The organism is Actinosynnema sp. NPDC050436 (assembly GCF_040655415.1).
In the GTDB taxonomy this organism is placed as follows: Bacteria; Actinomycetota; Actinomycetes; order Mycobacteriales; family Pseudonocardiaceae; genus Actinosynnema.
In genome coordinates this window covers 173,202-191,421 of the sequence record NZ_JBFAJV010000013.1, presented here as the reverse complement: position 1 = coordinate 191,421, position 18,220 = coordinate 173,202, and the positions used below count along the sequence as shown (strand labels likewise).

Here is an 18,220-nt window from a genome sequence, read left to right as displayed (position 1 = left end):
CCGAACGTAGCGGCACGACCGGCACCGGCACTGCCCAGGGCGGCTCAAGATCACTCTGACGGACGCGCGCCCGAACGGGAGGGGCCGGTCAGTGGATCCGTCCGCGCAGCATCACCAGGGCCGGGTGCCGCAACGCGCCGAGGTCCTCGCGCGGGTCCTCCCGGTAGACGACGACGTCCGCCGCCGCACCCTCCACCAGGGACGGGAAGCCCAGCCACTCGCGCGCGGCCCAGGAGGCGGCGGCCAGCGCGTCGTGCCGGGACAGGCCGACGCCGTGCAGCGCCTGCACCTCGTCCACGATCCGGCCGTGCTTGATGCCGCCACCGGCGTCCGTGCCCGCGTAGACCGGGACGCCGGCCTCGACCGCCGACGCGATGGTCGCCTTGTTGCGCGCGTGGAGGGCGCGCATGTGGGCCGCGTAGGCGGGGAACTTCTCGGCGCCGGACGCGGCGATGTCCGGGAAGTTCTCGATGTTGATCAGCGTCGGGACCAGGGCGGTGCCGGCGGCGGCCATGGTGGCGATCGTGTCGTCGGTCAGGCCCGTGCCGTGCTCGACGCAGTCGATGCCGGCGGCCAGCAGCCCCGGCAGGGCGTCCTCGCCGAACACGTGCGCGGTGACCCGCGCGCCGGCCCCGTGCGCCACCTCGACGGCGCGGGCCAGCACGTCGTCGGACCACAGCGGGGCCAGGTCGCCGGTCGCCCGGTCGATCCAGTCGCCGACCAGCTTCACCCAGCCGTCGCCCTGCGCGACCTGCTCCGCCACGGCGGCCGGCAGCTCCTGCTCGTCCTCGATCTCGACGCCCAGGTACTTGATGTAGCGGCGGGGCCGGGCGATGTGCCTGCCCGCGCGGATGATCCGGGGCAGGTCCAGGCGCTCCTGCAGCGGGCGGGTGTCCAGCGGCGAGCCGCAGTCGCGGATCAGCAGCGTGCCCGCCTCGCGGTCCAGCAGCGCCTGTTCCACGGCCTCGGGCAGGTCCACCACGCCCTGCGGCCCCAGGCCGACGTGGCAGTGCGCGTCGACCAGGCCGGGCACCAGGTAGCCGCCGTCCACGACGGTCCGGGCGCCCGGCACCGGCTGCGTGCGGATGCGCCCGTTGACCACCCACAGGTCGCGCGGGTCGCCGCCGTCGGGCAGGACGACGCCGCGCAGGTGCAGCCCGGTCACTTCTTCGGGAACTTCAGCTTCGACGGGTCGAACCCCGGCGGAAGCTGGTCCAGCCCGCCCATGCCCGGCGGCAGCTCGGGCATCCCGCCCGGCATCCCCGGCGGCATCCCGGGCGGCATCGCGCCCGGCACCATGCCGGGGAAGCCGCCCCTGATCTTCGGCGGCGTGGGACCACGACCGCCCTTGCCCTTCTTCCCCTTCTTGCCCTTGCCCTTCTTGCCGTTGGTGCGGGCACCGGGCAGGCCGAACCGGCCGGCCATCTGCGACATCATCTTGCGCGCTTCGAAGAAGCGGTTGACCAGGTCGTTGACCTCGCTGACCCGGACGCCCGAGCCGTTGGCGATGCGCAGCCGGCGGGACGCGTTGATGATCTTCGGGTCGTCCCGCTCGGCGGGCGTCATGCCCCGGATGATCGCCTGCACCCGGTCGAGGTGCTTCTCGTCCAGGTTCGCCAGCTGGTCCTTCATCTGGCCCGCGCCGGGCAGCATCCCGAGCAGGTTCGCGATCGGGCCCATCTTGCGCAGGGTGAGCATCTGCTCCAGGAAGTCCTCCAGCGTGAGCTGGCCGGACCCCATCTTCACGGCGGCGGCCTCGGCCTGCTCCGCGTCGAACGCCTGCTCCGCCTGCTCGATCAGGGTGAGCATGTCGCCCATGCCGAGGATGCGCGACGCCATCCGGTCGGGGTGGAAGACGTCGAAGTCCTCCAGCTTCTCGCCGTTGGACGCGAACAGGATCGGCTGGCCGGTCACCTCGCGCACCGACAGCGCGGCGCCGCCCCGGGCGTCGCCGTCGAGCTTGGTCAGCACGACACCGGTGAAGCCGACGCCGTCGCGGAACGCGGTCGCCGTGTTCACCGCGTCCTGGCCGATCATCGCGTCGACCACGAACAGCACCTCGTCGGGCTGCACGGCGGCGCGGATGTCGACCGCCTGGCGCATCATCTCCTCGTCGACGCCCAGCCGGCCGGCGGTGTCGACCACGACCACGTCGTGCTGCGCCCGCCGGGCCTCCTCGATGCCGCGCCGGGCCACGTCGACCGGGTCGCCCACGCCGTTGCCGGGCTCGGGGGCGAACACCGGCACGCCGGCCCGCTCGCCGACGACCTGGAGCTGGGTGACCGCGTTCGGGCGCTGGAGGTCGCACGCCACCAGCACCGGCGTGTGCCCCTGGCCGCGCAGCCACTTGGCGAGCTTGCCCGCGAGGGTCGTCTTGCCCGCGCCCTGGAGGCCGGCGAGCATGATCACCGTGGGCGGGTTCTTGGCCAGGTTCAGCCGGCGGGTCTCGCCGCCGAGGATGCCGACGAGCTCCTCGTTGACGATCTTGACGACCTGCTGGGCCGGGTTGAGGGCCTGCGAGACCTCGGCGCCCTTGGCGCGTTCCTTGATCGAGGCGATGAACGTCCGGACGACGGGCAGCGCGACGTCGGCCTCCAGCAGCGCCACCCGGATCTCGCGTGCGGTGGCGTCGATGTCGGCCTCGGACAGCCGGCCCTTGCCCCGCAGGTTCTGCAGGACCGAGGTGAGCCGGTCGGAAAGGGTGTTGAACACGATGCCGCCAGACCTCGCACGTCGTCGGACAAATGACTACCCGCCAGCGTAGCCGCTCCGGGTGACCGACAGTCGCAGCCGGTCGTCCCGGGTGAGCACGGTCAACGCCTGCCAGCCGCGCGGCGCCCGGCCCCCGGTGAGCCGTTCGCGCAGGCGGGCGGCGCGGCGGACGTGCCGGGTGAACGAGCGCGACCGGATCAGCCGGCCGCGCTGGAGCTGGCCGGACAGCGCCTGCTCCGGGCTGGCGTCGAGCCAGAGGAAGTGGCGGGGGCGCAGCGCCACCAGCCCCACCAGCACCAGCCCGGCGCGGGTGGTCGGCCGGGTGGACGGCTCGTGGACGAGGAGCAGGCCGGACGTGGTGACCGCGAACCAGAGGATGCGCGCGCGGTGCGCGAGGTGGACGAGCGGCCGGTAGAAGCGGTAGGGCAGCGCCGCCGGGAACACGCCCCGGAGGTAGCCGCGCACCTGGTCGGAGTCCAGCACGACGACCGGCGCTCCCCCGGTGTCGACACCGGCGAGCAACGTCGTCTTGCCCGCACCCGGCAGCCCGGCCAGCACTACGAGAGCACGTGGCGCTACGGCGACGGCGTTCATCACACCCATACTAAAGAGACGTTTCGGACGGGCCGGAGTTCCCGGACAGCTCACACCGGGCCCGCCGGCACGAGCCGGGTCGGCGTGGGGGTGCCCGGAGGCGGTTCAACCCCTCGATGGACCGCCTCCGGGACTTCCGCCGGTGACGCTCCGCCGCCCACGTCCGGCGGCCCCCGCGTCACAGCGAAGAGCCTGCCGTGACGCGCGGGTGCTGGTCAGCGTGACGTCCCGCATCGGTTGTGCGTAGACCTACGCATCCGACCGGCGGGCAGCCGCCAGCACCTCCCGTTCCACCTTCCGGCGCAGTTCCCCGTCCGGACCGCCCACCGCCGTGACGGCGAACGAGTCCACCACCGTCGACCCCAGCGTGGCCACCCGCGCCCACACCACGTCGACGCCGCACCGCTCCAACGCGTCCGCCACGCGGTGCAGCAGGCCGATCCGGTCCGCCGCGCGCAGCTCCAGCACCACCGCCCCGGTCGACTCGTCGTCGAACCACAGCACCTTCGGGGGCGGTGGGTCGTGGGGCGGGCCGCCGTAGTCGCGCTCCTTCGCCGCCAGCTCCCCGGCCAGCGGCAACGACCCGTCCACCGCCCGGGTCACCTGCTCCCTGAGCAGCGCCGCGCCGGGCAGCGACCCGAACCTGGGCGACACGGTGAACACGTCGACCGCCGCGCCCCCGTGCGAGCCGAGCACGGCCGAGTGCACCTCCAGCGAGTTCAGCGCCAGCACGCCCGCCGCCCGGGACAGCAGCCCCGGCCGGTCGAGGGCGACCACGGTCACGGTGGCCGCGTGGTCGAGGGAGTCGACCAGCACGTCCGGTTCCCCGGACGCGAGCACCGCTTCCGCCACCCCGCGCAGCCGTCGGCCCGGCGGCTCCGGTCGCGGCAGCGGGTCGCCGGCCATCGCGGCCCGGCAGCGGGCGACCAGGTCGCCGACCAGCGCCGCCTTCCACCCCGTCCACGCGCCGGGGCCCGTCGCGGTGGCGTCCGCCTCGGCGAGGGCGTGCAGGAGTTCCAGCAGCACCGGGTCGCCACCGAGCGCGTCGACCACGCGCCGGACGGTCGCCTCGTCCTCGACGTCCCGCCGCGTCGCGGTGTGCGGCAGCAGGAGGTGGTGGCGGACCAGCGCGGTCACCGTGACGACGTCCTGCGGCCACAGGCCCAGGCGTTCGGCGACCTGTGCCGTGATGGCGGCACCCACCTCCGAGTGGTCCTGCCGACGCCCCTTGCCGATGTCGTGCAGCAACGCGCCCAACAGCAAGAGGTCCGGACGCGACACACGGGTCGTCAAACGGGCCGCGTTCGCGGTGGTCTCCACGAGGTGCCTGTCGACCGTCCACGTGTGCGCGGCGTCGCGTGGGGGTAGGTCGCGGACAGCGCCCCATTCGGGGAACAAGCGTCCCCACAGCCCGGTGCGGTCCAACGCCTCCACCACGTCGACCAGGCCGGACCCGCTGCCCAACAGCGCCAGCAGCTCGTCGCGCGCCTCACGCGGCCACGGCCGGCGCAGCTCCGGGGCGGCGTCCGCGAGACGCGCGAGCGTCCCGGCCGCGATGGGGTGCCGACCGCGCGCCGCCGCCGTGGCGACCCGCAGCAGCAGCGCCGGGTCACGGCCGGGCATCGCGTCACGGGCCAACGCCACCTCAGAGCCGTGCAGCACCACGCCCTCGTCCAACGGCCGACGCACGGGCAGCCGTCGCAACGGCGAGCGGACGAAGACGCCCAAACCCTTCCTCGGCACGGCGGCGCGGGCGGCGCGCATGGACACGTCCACGGCGTACGCGATCGTGCGCGCCGCCGACGACGTGGCGCGCGCCAGCGCGAAGCGGTCGGCCAGCCCGAGCGCGGCGGCGACCTCGTCACCGTCCTGGGCGCGCAGGACGTCTCGCGGCCGTCCGGCGACCCGGCGCAGTTCGGTCCGCACGTCCAGCAGCAGCCTGCGCGCCTCGTCCACGTCGGGCGACGGGCGGTCGGTGAGCTGGGCCGCCGACAGGGCGTCCAGCAGGGTCACGTCCCGCAGTCCGCCGCGCCCGTGCTTCAGGTCGGGTTCGACGCGGTGCGCGACCTCGCCGCTGCGCGCCCACCGGCGCCGGGCGGTCTCGGCCACCTCGTCCAGCCTGGTCCGCACCCCGGACCGCCACGCCCGACGCGCGCTGTCCGCGAGCCGTCCGCTGATCTCCGGGTCGCCCGCGATGTGCCGCAGGTCGAGCAGCCCCACCGCCGTGCGCAGGTCGTTCGCCGCCACGCGGAGCGCCTCGCCGACCGTGCGCACGGAGTGGTCCAGCCCGATGCCCGAGTTCCACAGCGGGTACCAGAGCCGTTCGGCGACCGCGTCCACGCCGTTCTCCCCGGCGTGCACCAGGACGAGGTCGAGGTCCGAGTGCGGGACGAGTTCGCGCCGGCCCAGGCTGCCCACGGCGACCAGGGCGGACCCGACCGCCCGTCCGACGCCCGCCCGTGCGGCGTGCGCGGTCAGCCAGAACTCGTGCAGGTCGACCAGCGCCTCCCGCAGGGACTCCCCGGTCAACCGGCGACGGCCCGGCGCGAGCAGCCGATCACGGGCCCGCACCAGGTCGTCGGCCGTTCCGACGTCTTCCACCACGCCCGCACCCCGTTCTCGCAGAACGTCTTCCACCGGACGTGCCTCACAGAGCGTCGGTCCCGCGCTCTCCTGTGCGCACGCGGACGACCGCCTCCACCGGGGTGACCCAGACCTTGCCGTCGCCGATCTTGCCGGTCCGGGCGGCGTCCACGACGGCGTCGAGCACCCTGTCCGCGGCCGTGTCGTCCACCAGCACCTCGACGCGCAACTTCGGCACGAAGTCCACGGCGTACTCCGCACCCCGGTACACCTCGGTGTGGCCCTTCTGCCGGCCGTGGCCCTGCACCTCGCCGACCGTCATGCCGAGCACGCCGAGCCGTTCCAACGCCGTCTTCACCTCATCGAGCATGAACGGCTTGATGATCGCGGTGACCAGCTTCATGACGTGGTGCTCCTCTCCAGCACGGCGGCTGCGCCGGCGACACCCGGCCTGCTGCTCCCCCGCGAACCGAGGCCGCCGCCGAACTCGTAGGCCGTCTCGGCGTGCTCCGCCTCGTCGATCCCGACGACCTCGGCCTCCTCGTCGGCGCGGAAGCCGACGGTGAACCTGACCAGGTAGCCCAGGGCCAGGCTGAGCACGAACGAGTACACGAGCACGGCACCCGCGCCGACGACCTGACGCCACAACTGGTCCAGGCCGCCGCCGTGGAACAGGCCGTCGACCCCCGCCGGGGCCGCGTCACTGGCGAACAGGCCGATCAGGACGGTGCCGGACAGGCCGCCGACCAGGTGCACGCCCACCACGTCCAGAGAATCGTCGAAGCCGAAGCGGTACTTCAGGCCGACCGCGAGGGCGCACAGCGCGCCGGTGACCGCACCGATTGCGATGGCGCCCGTGGGGGTGACGGCGGAGCACGCGGGGGTGATCGCCACCAGGCCGGCGACCACACCGGACGCCGCGCCGAGCGTGGTGGCGTTGCCGTCCCGGACGCGTTCGACCGCGAGCCACGCGAGCAGCGCGGCGGAGGTGGCCACCAGGGTGTTGACGAACGTGACCCCGGCCGTGGCGTTCGCGCCGACCGCCGAACCGGCGTTGAAGCCGAACCAGCCGAACCACAGCAGCCCGGCGCCGAGGACGACCAGCGGCAGGTTGTGCGGTTTCATCCGGTCGCGCGGCCAGCCGACCCGCCTGCCCAGCACGACGGCCAGCGCGAGCCCCGCCGCGCCGGCGTTGACGTGCACCGCCGTGCCGCCCGCGAAGTCGAGGGCGGCGAGCTGGTTGGCGATCCAGCCGCCGGGGTCCACGACCGTGCCCGAGGCGTCCTTGACGTCGAAGTCGAACACCCAGTGCGCGACCGGGAAGTACACGACCACGGACCACAGCGCGGCGAACAGCAGCCACGGCCCGAACCGGGCCCGGTCGGCGATCGCGCCGGAGACCAGGGCCACCGTGATGATGGCGAACATGGCCTGGAACGCGGCGAACACGGTGCTCGGGACGGTGCCGGACAGCGCGTCCGCGCCCAGCAGCCCGTCCAGGCCGAAGAACTGGAACGGCTCACCCAGCAGACCGGCCCCGACGTCGGTGCCGAACGCGGTCGAGTAGCCGACCAGCACCCAGAGCACGCCGACCACGCCCATCGCGCCCAGGCTCATCATCATCATGTTGAGCACGCTCTTCGAGCGGACCATCCCCCCGTAGAAGAAGGCGAGGCCCGGGGTCATCAGCAGCACCAGAGCGGAACTGGTGAGCAACCAGGCGGTGTCCCCTGTATCCACGTCGACCTCCACTGCACGTCGGTTGCAGGGAGCATCGGGACGCACTGTTTCGCCGGGCGGCGCGGTGCGTTTCGCGGCGGTGAACTGTCCGGGGTCCGGTGTTACGAGCAGGTTTCCGATGGTCGGCGGGCGGACGACCGTCGGCGATCACGACCGGGGACCGTGGAATCGCCGGCCGCCCGACGCGGCGGGCCGCTCCCCGTAGGTCGAGGAGCGGCCCGTCGTGGAGGGTGTCAGCGCAGCCAGCCCGGGATGCCGGGCTTCGGGCCGGCGGGCAGGCGGGTGGTGTCGGTCGTGCGTGCGGTGACCGGGGGCGGCTCGACGGCTGCGCACCGGGTGCCGTGGCGCGGGACCCGCCGGCTGATCAGATAGTCGTCGGTGGTGCCCTGGGTGCACTGGCTGCGGTCGTAGACGCCGTGGCCCCAGCCTTCATAGGTGACCAGGACCGTGGTGTCCCGGCTCTGGCGGTTGGCGGCGACGGCCCACTCGTAGCCGGTGGCCGGGTCGTGCAGGGCGTTGAGCATCAGGATCTTGGGCGCGTTCTTGATGTTCAGGCGGTGCTGCGGGTTGTTGACCTTCTCCGGCAGGCCGACGCAGCCGGCGATCGCGCTGTGGCCGAGGGCCGAGCCGCGCATGTGCGGCGCGATCTGCTTGGCACGGCGCTCGACGGCGGCGAACTCGCGCTGGTTCTTCACCCGGATCGCCCAGTCCTGGCAGAACACGGCCGGGAACGGGTTCTGCGCGGTCTCCGCCGCGAACGCGCGCGGCGGGGCGGTGCCGGAAGTCAGGTCGAGCAGCACCGAGGCCAGCAGGTGCCAGTCCGGGCCGTAGAACGCGCTGAAGGCGAAGCCGATGATGTCGTCGGCGGTCACCTTGTAGGTCGGGTCGTTCGGGTCGGTGATCTCACCGCGATCCGCCTTCGCCAGCAGGTCGTCCCAGAACTTCGCGACGTCCTTGCCGTGCAGCGCGCACGAAGTGGTCCGGTCGCACCACTTCACGAACTCGGTGAACGAGTCCTCGGCGGTGCGCGCCTCGGTCTCGTTGAAGCCCCGCAGGTCGAGGCTGTGGTCCATGTTCGAGTCGATCACCATGGTGCGGATGTTGCGCCCGTAGCGCTCGGCGTACTGCTGGCCGATGAGGGTGCCGTAGGAGACGCCGTAGTAGTTGATCTTCCGCTCGCCGAGCGAGCGGCGCAGGGCGTCGATGTCGTTGACGACGCCGATGGTGTCGGCGTGGTCGTACATGGGGCCGGTCTGCTTGCGGCAGTCCGTGGCCAGCTCGCGGTTGTACCGCGCCAGCGCGTCGAACTCGGCCTGGGTGGTCGGGTGGGTCGACGGCTGGCGCTGCAGCACGTCGATGGAGCACTTGACCGGCTGGCTGCGCGCGACGCCGCGCGGGTCGAAACCGACGATGTCGAACCGCTCCTGCACCTGAGCGCTGAAGTAGCGGTTCGCCCCCAGGGCGAAGTCCACGCCGGAACCGCCGGGACCGCCGGGGTTGATGACCAGCACGCCGAGCCGCTTGGCCGGGTCGGTGGCCTTGCGGCGGGCGACCGCGAGGTCGAACTTGTCACCCCGGGGCTTGCCCCAGTCGACGGGGAGTCTCAGCGTGCCGCACTCGACCTCGGCGAGTTCCGGGCACGGCTTCCAGTCGATGGCCTGGGTGTCGAGACCTTGCGCCTCGACGGGGTCGGCCGACGCGGTCGACACCAGGCCGACGACGAGTGCCGCCGCCGTGCCCACACCGCCCAATGCGCGGAAGATCGGTCGCACAGTTCCCTCCCTCTGTCACCCGTATGGGTTTCCGCAGGCTTCCAGGAGGGTGAACTGGTGCACAACCACCCGAAGTTGGACGCCGGGTCCTTCGGTGGGCTGACTGCTTTCAGGTTAACGGGACAGATTCCGATAACACTGCGTGACGGCCGGACTGAACGCACCGGCGACCCCTTCCGCAGTGCGGACGCGGAGTTCTCGAACCGGGGAGCGAGCGGCCGGGCCGGAGCGGCGCGACACTGTTGACACTCCCCCGAACCCGCTCGTACCGTCCCCGCAGCGGAAGCGCGCTTCCGCGTTGACGAAACACGGAGTCCCAGTGTCCGGTTTGGACGACTTCAACACCGCGCCGGCGGCCGACCTGCGCCCGCTGCTCACCGAGTGCCTCGCCGTGCCGCGCTGGGTCGACGCCGTGCTGGCCGGCCGGCCCTACGCGTCGGAGGACGCCCTGCTGTCCACCGCCCGGTCCCTCGAACTCGGCCGGGACGACGCGCGCGCGGCACTCGCCGGGCACTCCCGCATCGGCGAGCGGCCCACGGGCGGCGGGGCCTCGGCGCTGTGGTCGGCCACCGGGCAGTCCCGCGTCGGCGACCCCTCGGCCGAACGGGTGCAGGCGGCCAACGCGGCCTACGAAAAGCGCTTCGGGCACCTCTACCTCGTGTGCACGACGGGCATGTCCGGTGAGCAGGTGCTGGCGGACCTCACCGCGCGGCTGGACCACCAGCCGGACGAGGAGTGGCGCGTGGTGAGCGGGGAACTGGCCAAGATCGCCGTGCTGCGCCTGCGGGAGGTGCTCCACCCCCACGACCCGTGAGGGGGCTGAGCAGATGGCCTTCGTCCTGCGGCCCAACCGGGTACGCCTTCGCCAAGCAGTACCCGTCGGCGAGATCGAGGACTTCGCGCTGCGGCTGGAACGGCACTTCGTGTCGACGCAGGACCCCGTCAGCGGCGCGCTGGTCCTCGTCGACGAGCGCTCGTGACAGCGGATCGCCGGCCACGACCACACGACACTACGAGAGATGACAGACCGCGTCCTGGCGACCTCGGTGACCGCGCGCCGGCGCTACCAGGGAACCGACTGGGCGGAAAGCTTCGGCGCGATCCGCACTCCCCTGCTCCGGACGTTCGCCGACAGGCACACCCTGTCGTTGCAGCAGACGTTGTACGCGATGGGCGAGGCGGTGCTGCGCGACGACGCCGAAGACGCGGGCTCTGCCTGGCTCACGCTGCCGGCGTTCCGACGCCCGACGCGGTCACGGCCCTTCGGGTCGGGGGTGCTCGTAGCGCAGCAGCGCCGGATCGGCCACGCCGCCCCGGTACAGGAACTGGCTCAACCCGCCCCACACGTGCTGCTCCTCGGTCAACGTCTCCGGCAGCTTGATCCGCAGCTCCTCCAACAGCTTCCACCGGTACAGGTCGAACGCCGTCCGCAGGCGTTCGGCGTAGGCCAGGGTCGCGTGCGTCGCATTGCGGTACAGGCCGTAGGACAGGACCGCCAGCGCGAGCGTCCACAGCAGACAGACCTCGATGCGAAGCACCGGCTCCCAGACCCGGGTGACCGCGTGCACCACCACCAGCCCGCCGCCCGCCACCGCCGGCGGCAGCATCCGGTGGTTCAGCCGGACCACCGCGCACCCGCACACCACGACGGCCAGCACCGTCAGCCACGTCGCCGGGCCCTCGATTGCCGGCAGCCGCCACGCCAGCCACCACGTCAGCGGCATCCCGAACAGCGGCAGGAACACCGCTGTGGTCAGCAAGAGGTCCACCGACACCTTGGCGTCCCTCACCGCGTCCGCGAACTCCTTGGGCAGCACCGGTTGCAGCCGCGTCCACAGCACCACGGCGTCCAGCCGGTAGCGGGTCGTCGGGTGCTGCTCGGCGGCCCGCACCACGTTGCCCATCCGGGTCGGCTGGACGTCGCCGGGCGGCTGCGGGTACCACAGGAACAGCTCCTGCTGCACCGCCGCCCGCCGGGCGCGCACCGCCTGCTCCACCGCCGCGAGGTGCGCGTCCAGGTCCAGCGCCAGCCCGGTCACCGCCTCGATTTCGGCGGGCCGCTCGCGGACGGCGCGCACCACCTCGGCCAGCCGCTCGGCCGTGCCGCGCGGCCACTCCGGGGACTGCCGCACCGCCCGCAGCGCCGTGACCGCCGCCGCGAACTCCTCGTCGGTCAGCCCGCCGGACGCGGCGTCGTCGGGCCGGGGCAGCCAGGCCCGCTCGACCGCCAGCGCCTCCTCCTCGCGCTGCAACTCCCCGTCGCGCTCGACCAGCGCGCGCCGCGCCGCCCGGTGCGACCGCGCGCACCGCTCCGCCAGGCCGGCCGCCCACGACGGCCAGTACCCCTGGCACAGCCGGTCCTGCCACTCGCGCAGGGTGCCCAGCAGGAAGGTCAGGAACGCCACCAGCGCCAGGAACCCGACCAGCAGCGCCACCTGCACCGTGCCCGCCAGGCCGCCCCACGCCGCGAGCGCGCCGGCCACCCCGGACACCGTCGTCCACACCACGACCACCGCGCCGCCCAGGAAGGCGAGCACCGGGAAGAACGTCGAGATCAGGGCGCGCTTGTCGAAGTAGCCCGTGACCTCCCGCAGCACCGAGGCGAACATCAGGCGTCCGGCTCCGTGGCGCCGTGGAAGAAGACCCGGCGGCAGTTCGGCGGCCGGCCGCCCTCCGCCGGCACGCGCGGCAACTGGAACGACGGCGGCGCGCACTTGCGGCACACGTACCGCAGCGCGGGCACCATCGGGTTGCCCGTGCGGACGGCCAGGCCGTCCAGCGCGTCGAGCGGGAGGGCGTCGGCGATCGCCGCGCGCGGCACCACGCCCGCCGGCTGGCCGTCCCGCTCCACCAGCACGAACCGCAGCCGCTCGCGCACCACCAGCTCGGCCAGGTCGAACAGCTCGTCGGGGGCCAGCTCGTCCGGGTCGCCGCCGACCACCACCAGGGTCGGGAACAGGTGCGCCACGGCGGTCAGCGTCTCCGAGGTGGCGGCCAGCTCGGCCAGCTCCGGCACGCCCAGCACGCCCAGCGGGTTGCCGTCGGAGGTGACGACCACGATGAACTCGGCGTTCACCCGCTCCCGCGCGGCCCTCGCCTGGCCCACCTCCACGTCGTCCCGCACGACCACGTGGCTCCTGGTCAACGACGACAACAGCACCGGCCTCACCGCCAATCACCCACGAGCACGAATGCCGCCCAATGGTAGGGATGCGCGAAAGGTCGCGTGGCGTAATCCACCGGGGGCGCGGATTCGGCTTTGAGCGCCAGCAGGGTGAGCCGACGCGCGGCACGCGCCCGCAGCCGTCCGGCGGACGGGCCGCGCGTCCCGGCCAGCACCGGGTCGACCTCGCGGCACGACGCCGCCGCGCCCACCACGTCGCCCGCCGCCGCCTGCGCGCCCGCCCGGTCGAGCAGCAGCGCGGCGGCCGTCACCGGGTCCGCGCCGGCCAGGCGCTCGTCGCAGTGCGCCACGACCTCCCGCGCGGTGGTGGCGGCCAGCGCCGACTGGGCGTCGCGCAGCGCCACGGCCAGTCCCGCGCCGGACCGCGCCCGCGCGTAGAAGTCGGCCATCAGCAAGCTGGTGGACAGGTCGTCCACCTCCCACAGGCTCATCACGACGGACGGCACGCCCGCGTGCAGCACGGCGTGGGCGAGTTCCTCGCCGGCACCGGACTCGCACGCGGCCAGCGTCACCAGCCCCGCGCCGATCTCGAGCCCCAGGACGTCCTGGACGGTCAGCTCGTGCCCGTCCGCCAACAGGACCGCCGGGTCGTCGTCGAACCGCGCGCGGCACGCCAGGTGGATCACGTCCGCGTCCGACAGCCGGTCGCGGGTCGCCTCGCCGCCGAGCGCGGGCCGGGTGCCGAACACCTCCGCCACGGCCTCCGCCTCCCGGCGGGCGTGCGCGCAGTCCCCGCCCGGGTCGCCCAGGACCAGCGCGGTGCGCCACTCCCGGCGTCCCGGCCGGCCGTGGCCCAGGCCCGAGGAGGGCAGTCGGCACACCGGGTTCCGGTCGAGCAGCAGCGCGTGCAGCGGCAGGTGGTGCAGCTCCCCGTGCGGCACCAGCAGGACGACGTCGCCGGGCGCGCAGTGGTCGGTGATCGGGGCGACCAGCGGGCCGAACGCCTCCGCGAACGCGTCCGGGTCCAGCTCCCGCGCGGACCGGTCGAAGAACCAGCCGACCAGCTCGTCGGGGTCCGCCGCCCACTGGTAGACCACGGGACGCGCGCTGCCCGGCGTCAGCACGAACAGCAGGACCCGGTCGGCGGCCACGTAGAACTCGGCCAGCACGCACCCGCCGCGCACCGCCACCGCCACGTCGAGCCGCTGGGCGGACACCGCTGCCGCGCGGTGACCGGGCCGCTCCGGGAACGCGTGCGCCTTGGCCCGCCCCACCAGTTCCAGCGCGCCCACCAGGTCGCCGTCCGCCAGCGACGCCAGCACCGCCTGCTCGTACACCCACAGGTGGGTCGCCTGCCAGGACGACCGGGACTCCCGGTCGGGCAGCCCGGCGCGCACGTCCTCGGCGATCTCCAGCGCCGCCCGGAAGCCGTCCGCCGCGCCCCGGTGGTCGCCCAGCCCGCACAGCGCCACGGCGCGCATCGCGTACCGGTCGAGCAGCAGCGACGGCTGGGCGCACGCGGGCAGCGGGTAGCGGTCCACCAGGTCGAGCACGCGCGCGGGCTCGTCCCGCTCCAGGTGCACCGAGATCAGGTTGCCGACGAACACCGAGGCGTCGTAGGAATCCGGTGCCACCGTCGGCAGCACGCGTTCCAGCACGTCCGCCGCCGCGTCGAAGTCGCGCCGGCTCAGGTGCAGGGTCGCCTCCAGGTTGGCCAGCCGGGTGCGGTCGGCGTCGGTGGCGAGTTCAGCCAGGCGGGGCAGCCGGCCGACCGCCTCGTCGACCCGGCCGACGTCGCGCAGCAGCACGGCGCGCTGGTACAGGTCGTCGAAGTCGTCGTCGCCCAGCCCGTGGTCGGCCGCCTCCAGCGCGCCCTCCAGGTCACCGAGCCGGTGCAGCGCCCGGGAACCGCGCGCCGCGACGGCCTTGCGCAGCTCCGCGTGCACCACCGCGACCAGCTCCCGGTGGTCCAGGTCGGGCAGCAGGTCGGCGAGTGGCGGCCGGCCGACGTCGAGCAGCGCCCGCTCCGCCTCGGCGACCAGGCCCAGCGCCTCGGACACCTGGCACCGGCGCAGGTGCGCGTCCGCCGTCCGCAGGTCCAGCAGCGCGCCCAGCACGGGCAGGTCGCGCACCCCGGATCGCAGCGCCGCCAGGTCGGCCGGCGCCGGCTCGCCCGGAACCACCCGCGACCAGCGGGTGAGCAGGTCGTCCACGTCCGGCAGCGCCGCCGCCAGGTCCGCGCCGCCCGGCCCGAAACCGCGCGGCACGTCCCGGGCGGCCAGCAGGAACTCCAGGACCGGCGGCCACGCGCAGGCCCGGTCGACCAGCCAGCGCAGGTGCCGGCGCGGGTACGGCTCGTCGGGTGCCAGCAGCACGGCGTCGGTCAGCCGCGCGACGGCGTCCAGCACGCGGCGGCTGCCGAAGCCCGCGTTCCAGTCGTCACCGGCCGCGCTGTGCGTGATCGCCGCCAGCCCCAGCCACGCCACCACCTGCCAGTCGTCGGGCAGCCGCCGGTGCGCCGCCGCCAGCTCCTCCACGGCCCGCGCCGGGTCGAGCGCCCTCAGCAGGGCGTGGCCGAGGGCCTTGGCCGTGCCGGCGTGGGTCGGGTGGCGCTCGCGCAGCCCGGACAGCACCTCGACGGCCAGGTCGGGGTCGTGCGCCGTCACCGCGTCCAGGTCGGCGGCGGCGGCGTCCAGCAGGTCCGCCGCCTCGTAGGTCGCCGCGCGGGACAGCAGCGCCTCGGCCGACTCGTGCAGGTCGAGCTGCGCGGTGAAGCAGACGATCGCCCGGCGGTGGTCGCCCGCGTCGAACGCCAGCTCGCCCAGCACCGCGTACGCCGCGCCGGCCGTCGGCTCGTCGGCGGTGTCGGCGAGCACCCGCGCCTCGGCGCCGGCCTCCCCCGTCCGGCCCAGGTCCACCAGCAGGTTCAACCGCAGGACCGCCGCGAGGTCGACCAGCTCGCGCGCCGGGTCGGGCCGGCCGCCGCGCGGCCTCGGCACGGGCACGCCGATCACGTCGTCCAGGTCCGCCAGGGCCTCCTCGGCCCGGCCGTCCGCCGCGTGCACCCGGGCCCGGAAGTACCGGTAGCGCGCCTCGTCCGGCGCGAGCGCGATCGCCTGGTCGAGCGCCGCGACGGCCTCCTGCCGGCGGTCGACGTGGAACAGCGACCCGCTCAGCGCGACCAGCGGACCCGGCGCGTCCGGGACCAGCTCGGCGAGCCGGGTCAACGCGCGCACCGCGTCGTCGTGGTGCTCCAGCCGGGCCGCCGAGTGGCCGAGGAAGTACCACGGGATCGGCGAGTCCGGGAAGTGCCCGGCGAACGCGCCCGCCAGCGCCTCGACCGCGTCGAAGTCCTCGCGCCGGTAGTACAGGTCGTGCGCCACGTCCGCCAGCACCTCGTGGATCGTGGTGGGGTCGGGCCCCTCGATCTCCACCCCGTCGGCGCGCAGCACCCCGTTGCGGGGCACCAGGTCCAGCACCGCCGCAGCGTGCTCGGCGGCGACCTCGGGCCGGTCGGCGCGCAGGTGCAGCACGGCCAGCCGCAGCACCGAGCCCAGCTCGGCGGGTGCCGCGCCCGCCCGCCGGGCCAGGGCGCGCAACTCCTCCCACGGCCGGGTGCGCTCGGCGGGCTCCAGCACGTCCTCGGTGAGCGCGTCGAACTCGGTGGTGAGCACCACCGTCCAGGCGAGCGCGTCGCCGTCGCCCCGGTCGCACCGGCGGCGGGCCTCGGCCAGCCCGCTCCCGACGATCAGCACGGCCTGGTCGTGGTTTCCCTCGGCCAGCGCCTGCCGCGCGCTGGCCAGGCGGTCGGCGAACATGGGACCTCCGGCGGGGTGGTCGTCCCTGTGTGGGTCGCCGGGAATCCCCGCCCTGTTACCGACTTCCGGCCGGGGCGCACAACGCGGCCGGGTCCGGCCCGGTGATCCGTCGGACCTCCTCGGCGTCCGGCGCACCGCACTCCACCGCGCGGACGAACGACGACGACAGCGCCTGGGCGGTCACGGGTTCGTCCGGCCCGGCGACGTCCGAGGAGCCTCAGTCGATCCGCTCGTACGCCGGGAGGGTCAGGAAGTCCACGAAGTCGTCGGCCAGCGCCACCTGCTCGAACAGCTCCACGGCCAGGTCGAGGTGCTCGCCGTCGAGCCGGCCGCGCACGTCCCGCAGCACCGCGCGGACCAGCTCGGCGGTCACCGGCTCGCCGTCGGCGAGCACCACGCCGTTGTGCACCCACTGCCAGAGCTGGGAACGGGAGATCTCGGCGGTGGCCGCGTCCTCCATCAGGTCGTGGATCGCCGCCGCGCCGTTGCCTCCCAACCACGACAGCAGGTAGCGCACACCGACGTCCACCGCGCTCTCCACGCCCGCGCGGGTCGCCCGACCGCCCGCCGACGCGAAGTCCAGCAACTGCGCGGCGGTGACGTCGACGTCCTCGCGCAGCACGTCGAGCTGGTCGGACCGGTCGCCCAACCGCGCGTCGAAGATCTCCCGGCACACCGGGACCAGGTCGGGGTGGGCGACCCAACTGCCGTCGAAGCCGTCGGCGGCCTCGCGCGACTTGTCGTCGCGGACCTTCGCCAGCGCCTGGGCGGTCACCTCGGGGTCGCGGCGGTTGGGGATGAACGCGGCCATGCCGCCCATGGCGAACGCCCCGCGCTTGTGGCACGTGCGCACGAGCAGTTCGGTGTAGGCGCGCATGAACGGCGCGGTCATGGTGACGCTGTTGCGGTCCGGCAGCACGTGGTCCGGGCCCTGGTCGCGGAAGTACTTGATGATGCTGAACAGGTAGTCCCAGCGGCCCGCGTTGAGGCCGGACGCGTGGTCGCGCAGCTCGTAGAGGATCTCCTCCATCTGGAACGCGGCCGGGATGGTCTCGATCAGCACGGTCGCGCGGATCGTGCCGTGCGGGACGCCCAGCGCGGCCTGCGCGGCGGTGAAGACGTCGTTCCACAGCCGTGCTTCGAGGTGGCTCTCCATCTTCGGCAGGTAGTAGTACGGCCGGCCCAGCTCGGCGTTGTGGAAGAAGTGCAGGCCGAAGTCGACCAGGGCCCCGACGGCGGGCCTGCCGTCGATCTCGATGTGCCGTTCGGGCAGGTGCCAACCGCGCGGGCGGACCACGATCGTGGGGCGGTCGCCGTCCGCGAGGGTGTAGTGCCTGCCCTCGGGCGAGCGGAACTCGACGGTGCCCCGGGCCGCGTCGCGCAGGTTCACCTGGCCGGCGACGACGTTGTGCCAGTGCGGCGTGTTCGCGTCCTCCAGGTCGGCCAGCCACACCTTCGCGCCGGAGTTCAGGGCGTTGACGGTCATCTTGCGCTCGGTGGGCCCGGTGATCTCGACCCGGCGGTCGCGCAGCGGCCCGGGTGCCCCGGCCACCCGCCAGTCGCCCTCGCGGACGTGCCGGGTCTCCTCGGCGAACCCGAGCGGGCCGCGCCGCGCCCGGCGGGCCAGCAGCTCGTCGCGGGTGGCGGCGAACGCGCGGTGGAGGCCGGCGACGAACTCCAGGGCGTCCGGCGTGAGGATCTCGTCCCCGCGCTCGACCTCGCCGCCGAGGACCCGGGTACCGGTCACGGGTGGCCGCCTCTCCTGCGCCCGGTTCTGCTGTGCGGACTGTAGTTTTCGCATCGCGCAACGGCAACGGAGGGTGAATCGGACGGCACGGCAGTCCACGGGTGTGCAGCCCCTGCCCACCGACCGGGAC

13 protein-coding genes and 1 pseudogene are annotated in these 18,220 nt (G+C 74.1%); 2 read left to right on the top strand and 12 right to left on the bottom strand.

From position 1 onward, the window contains the following. Window positions 1-88: 88 nt before the first annotated feature. The 7 genes from AB0I60_RS28460 to AB0I60_RS28430 form a co-directional block, all read right to left on the bottom strand. Window positions 89-1,165: an amidohydrolase family protein gene (locus AB0I60_RS28460; protein ID WP_360734952.1), complete on the bottom strand. Its 1,077-nt coding sequence runs from the start codon at window positions 1,163-1,165 to the stop codon at window positions 89-91. Beyond that, entirely contained in the window at window positions 1,162-2,712 is a 1,551-nt protein-coding gene (gene ffh / locus AB0I60_RS28455; protein WP_360734949.1) for a signal recognition particle protein, read from the bottom strand. The genes AB0I60_RS28460 and ffh overlap by 4 nt, the downstream gene beginning before the upstream one ends. Before the next feature lie 36 nt (window positions 2,713-2,748). After that, entirely contained in the window at window positions 2,749-3,306 is a 558-nt protein-coding gene (locus AB0I60_RS28450) for a Zeta toxin (protein WP_360734947.1), read from the bottom strand. A gap of 249 nt (window positions 3,307-3,555) precedes the next feature. Further along, complete coding sequence (locus tag AB0I60_RS28445) at window positions 3,556-5,910, bottom strand: [protein-PII] uridylyltransferase (protein ID WP_360734945.1); 2,355 nt, start codon at window positions 5,908-5,910, stop codon at window positions 3,556-3,558. Between the two features lie 43 nt (window positions 5,911-5,953). After that, window positions 5,954-6,292, bottom strand: coding sequence for a P-II family nitrogen regulator (locus tag AB0I60_RS28440; protein ID WP_360734943.1), 339 nt, complete (start codon window positions 6,290-6,292; stop codon window positions 5,954-5,956). Next, window positions 6,289-7,629, bottom strand: coding sequence for an ammonium transporter (locus AB0I60_RS28435; protein WP_360734941.1), 1,341 nt, complete (start codon window positions 7,627-7,629; stop codon window positions 6,289-6,291). Before AB0I60_RS28435 ends, AB0I60_RS28440 begins: the two co-directional genes overlap by 4 nt. A 233-nt stretch (window positions 7,630-7,862) precedes the next feature. Continuing rightward, a complete protein-coding gene (locus AB0I60_RS28430) occupies window positions 7,863-9,401 on the bottom strand; it encodes an alpha/beta hydrolase (RefSeq protein WP_360734939.1) in 1,539 nt (512 codons plus the stop codon). Window positions 9,402-9,720: 319 nt separating this feature from the next. Here AB0I60_RS28430 and AB0I60_RS28425 point away from each other — a divergent pair, with 319 nt between their 5' ends. Continuing rightward, on the top strand, window positions 9,721-10,215 hold the full coding sequence (locus AB0I60_RS28425; RefSeq protein WP_360734937.1) for a 2-oxo-4-hydroxy-4-carboxy-5-ureidoimidazoline decarboxylase: 495 nt from the start codon (window positions 9,721-9,723) through the stop codon (window positions 10,213-10,215). A gap of 61 nt (window positions 10,216-10,276) precedes the next feature. Then, window positions 10,277-10,639, top strand: a pseudogene (locus AB0I60_RS28420) (urate oxidase); the annotation flags it as partial. 15 nt (window positions 10,640-10,654) lie between these two features. On the opposite strand, the gene AB0I60_RS28415 reads toward AB0I60_RS28420, so the two are convergent. The 5 genes from AB0I60_RS28415 to aceB are packed head-to-tail and all read right to left on the bottom strand — an operon-like array spanning window position 10,655 to window position 18,090. After that, on the bottom strand, window positions 10,655-12,010 hold the full coding sequence (locus tag AB0I60_RS28415; RefSeq protein ID WP_360734934.1) for a hypothetical protein: 1,356 nt from the start codon (window positions 12,008-12,010) through the stop codon (window positions 10,655-10,657). Further along, window positions 12,010-12,570 carry a hypothetical protein gene (locus AB0I60_RS28410; RefSeq protein ID WP_360734932.1) on the bottom strand — a complete coding sequence of 187 codons (561 nt, stop codon included), beginning with the start codon at window positions 12,568-12,570 and terminating at the stop codon, window positions 12,010-12,012. Before AB0I60_RS28410 ends, AB0I60_RS28415 begins: the two co-directional genes overlap by 1 nt. Next, window positions 12,567-16,343 carry a CHAT domain-containing protein gene (locus AB0I60_RS28405; protein WP_360734930.1) on the bottom strand — a complete coding sequence of 1,259 codons (3,777 nt, stop codon included), beginning with the start codon at window positions 16,341-16,343 and terminating at the stop codon, window positions 12,567-12,569. Before AB0I60_RS28405 ends, AB0I60_RS28410 begins: the two co-directional genes overlap by 4 nt. A gap of 55 nt (window positions 16,344-16,398) precedes the next feature. Then, complete coding sequence (locus AB0I60_RS28400) at window positions 16,399-16,527, bottom strand: hypothetical protein (RefSeq protein WP_360734928.1); 129 nt, start codon at window positions 16,525-16,527, stop codon at window positions 16,399-16,401. Window positions 16,528-16,560: 33 nt separating this feature from the next. After that, window positions 16,561-18,090, bottom strand: coding sequence for a malate synthase A (gene aceB / locus AB0I60_RS28395; protein WP_360734926.1), 1,530 nt, complete (start codon window positions 18,088-18,090; stop codon window positions 16,561-16,563). Window positions 18,091-18,220: the final 130 nt, after the last annotated feature.

Bases quoted from the DNA above. Each gene is read 5' to 3' on its own strand.
- AB0I60_RS28450 (WP_360734947.1), bottom strand. From the start codon at position 3,306: ATGAACGCCGTCGCCGTAGCGCCACGTGCTCTCGTAGTGCTGGCCGGG.
- AB0I60_RS28405 (WP_360734930.1), bottom strand. From the start codon at position 16,343: ATGTTCGCCGACCGCCTGGCCAGCGCGCGGCAGGCGCTGGCCGAGGGA.
- AB0I60_RS28415 (WP_360734934.1), bottom strand. From the start codon at position 12,010: ATGTTCGCCTCGGTGCTGCGGGAGGTCACGGGCTACTTCGACAAGCGC.
- AB0I60_RS28440 (WP_360734943.1), bottom strand. From the start codon at position 6,292: ATGAAGCTGGTCACCGCGATCATCAAGCCGTTCATGCTCGATGAGGTG.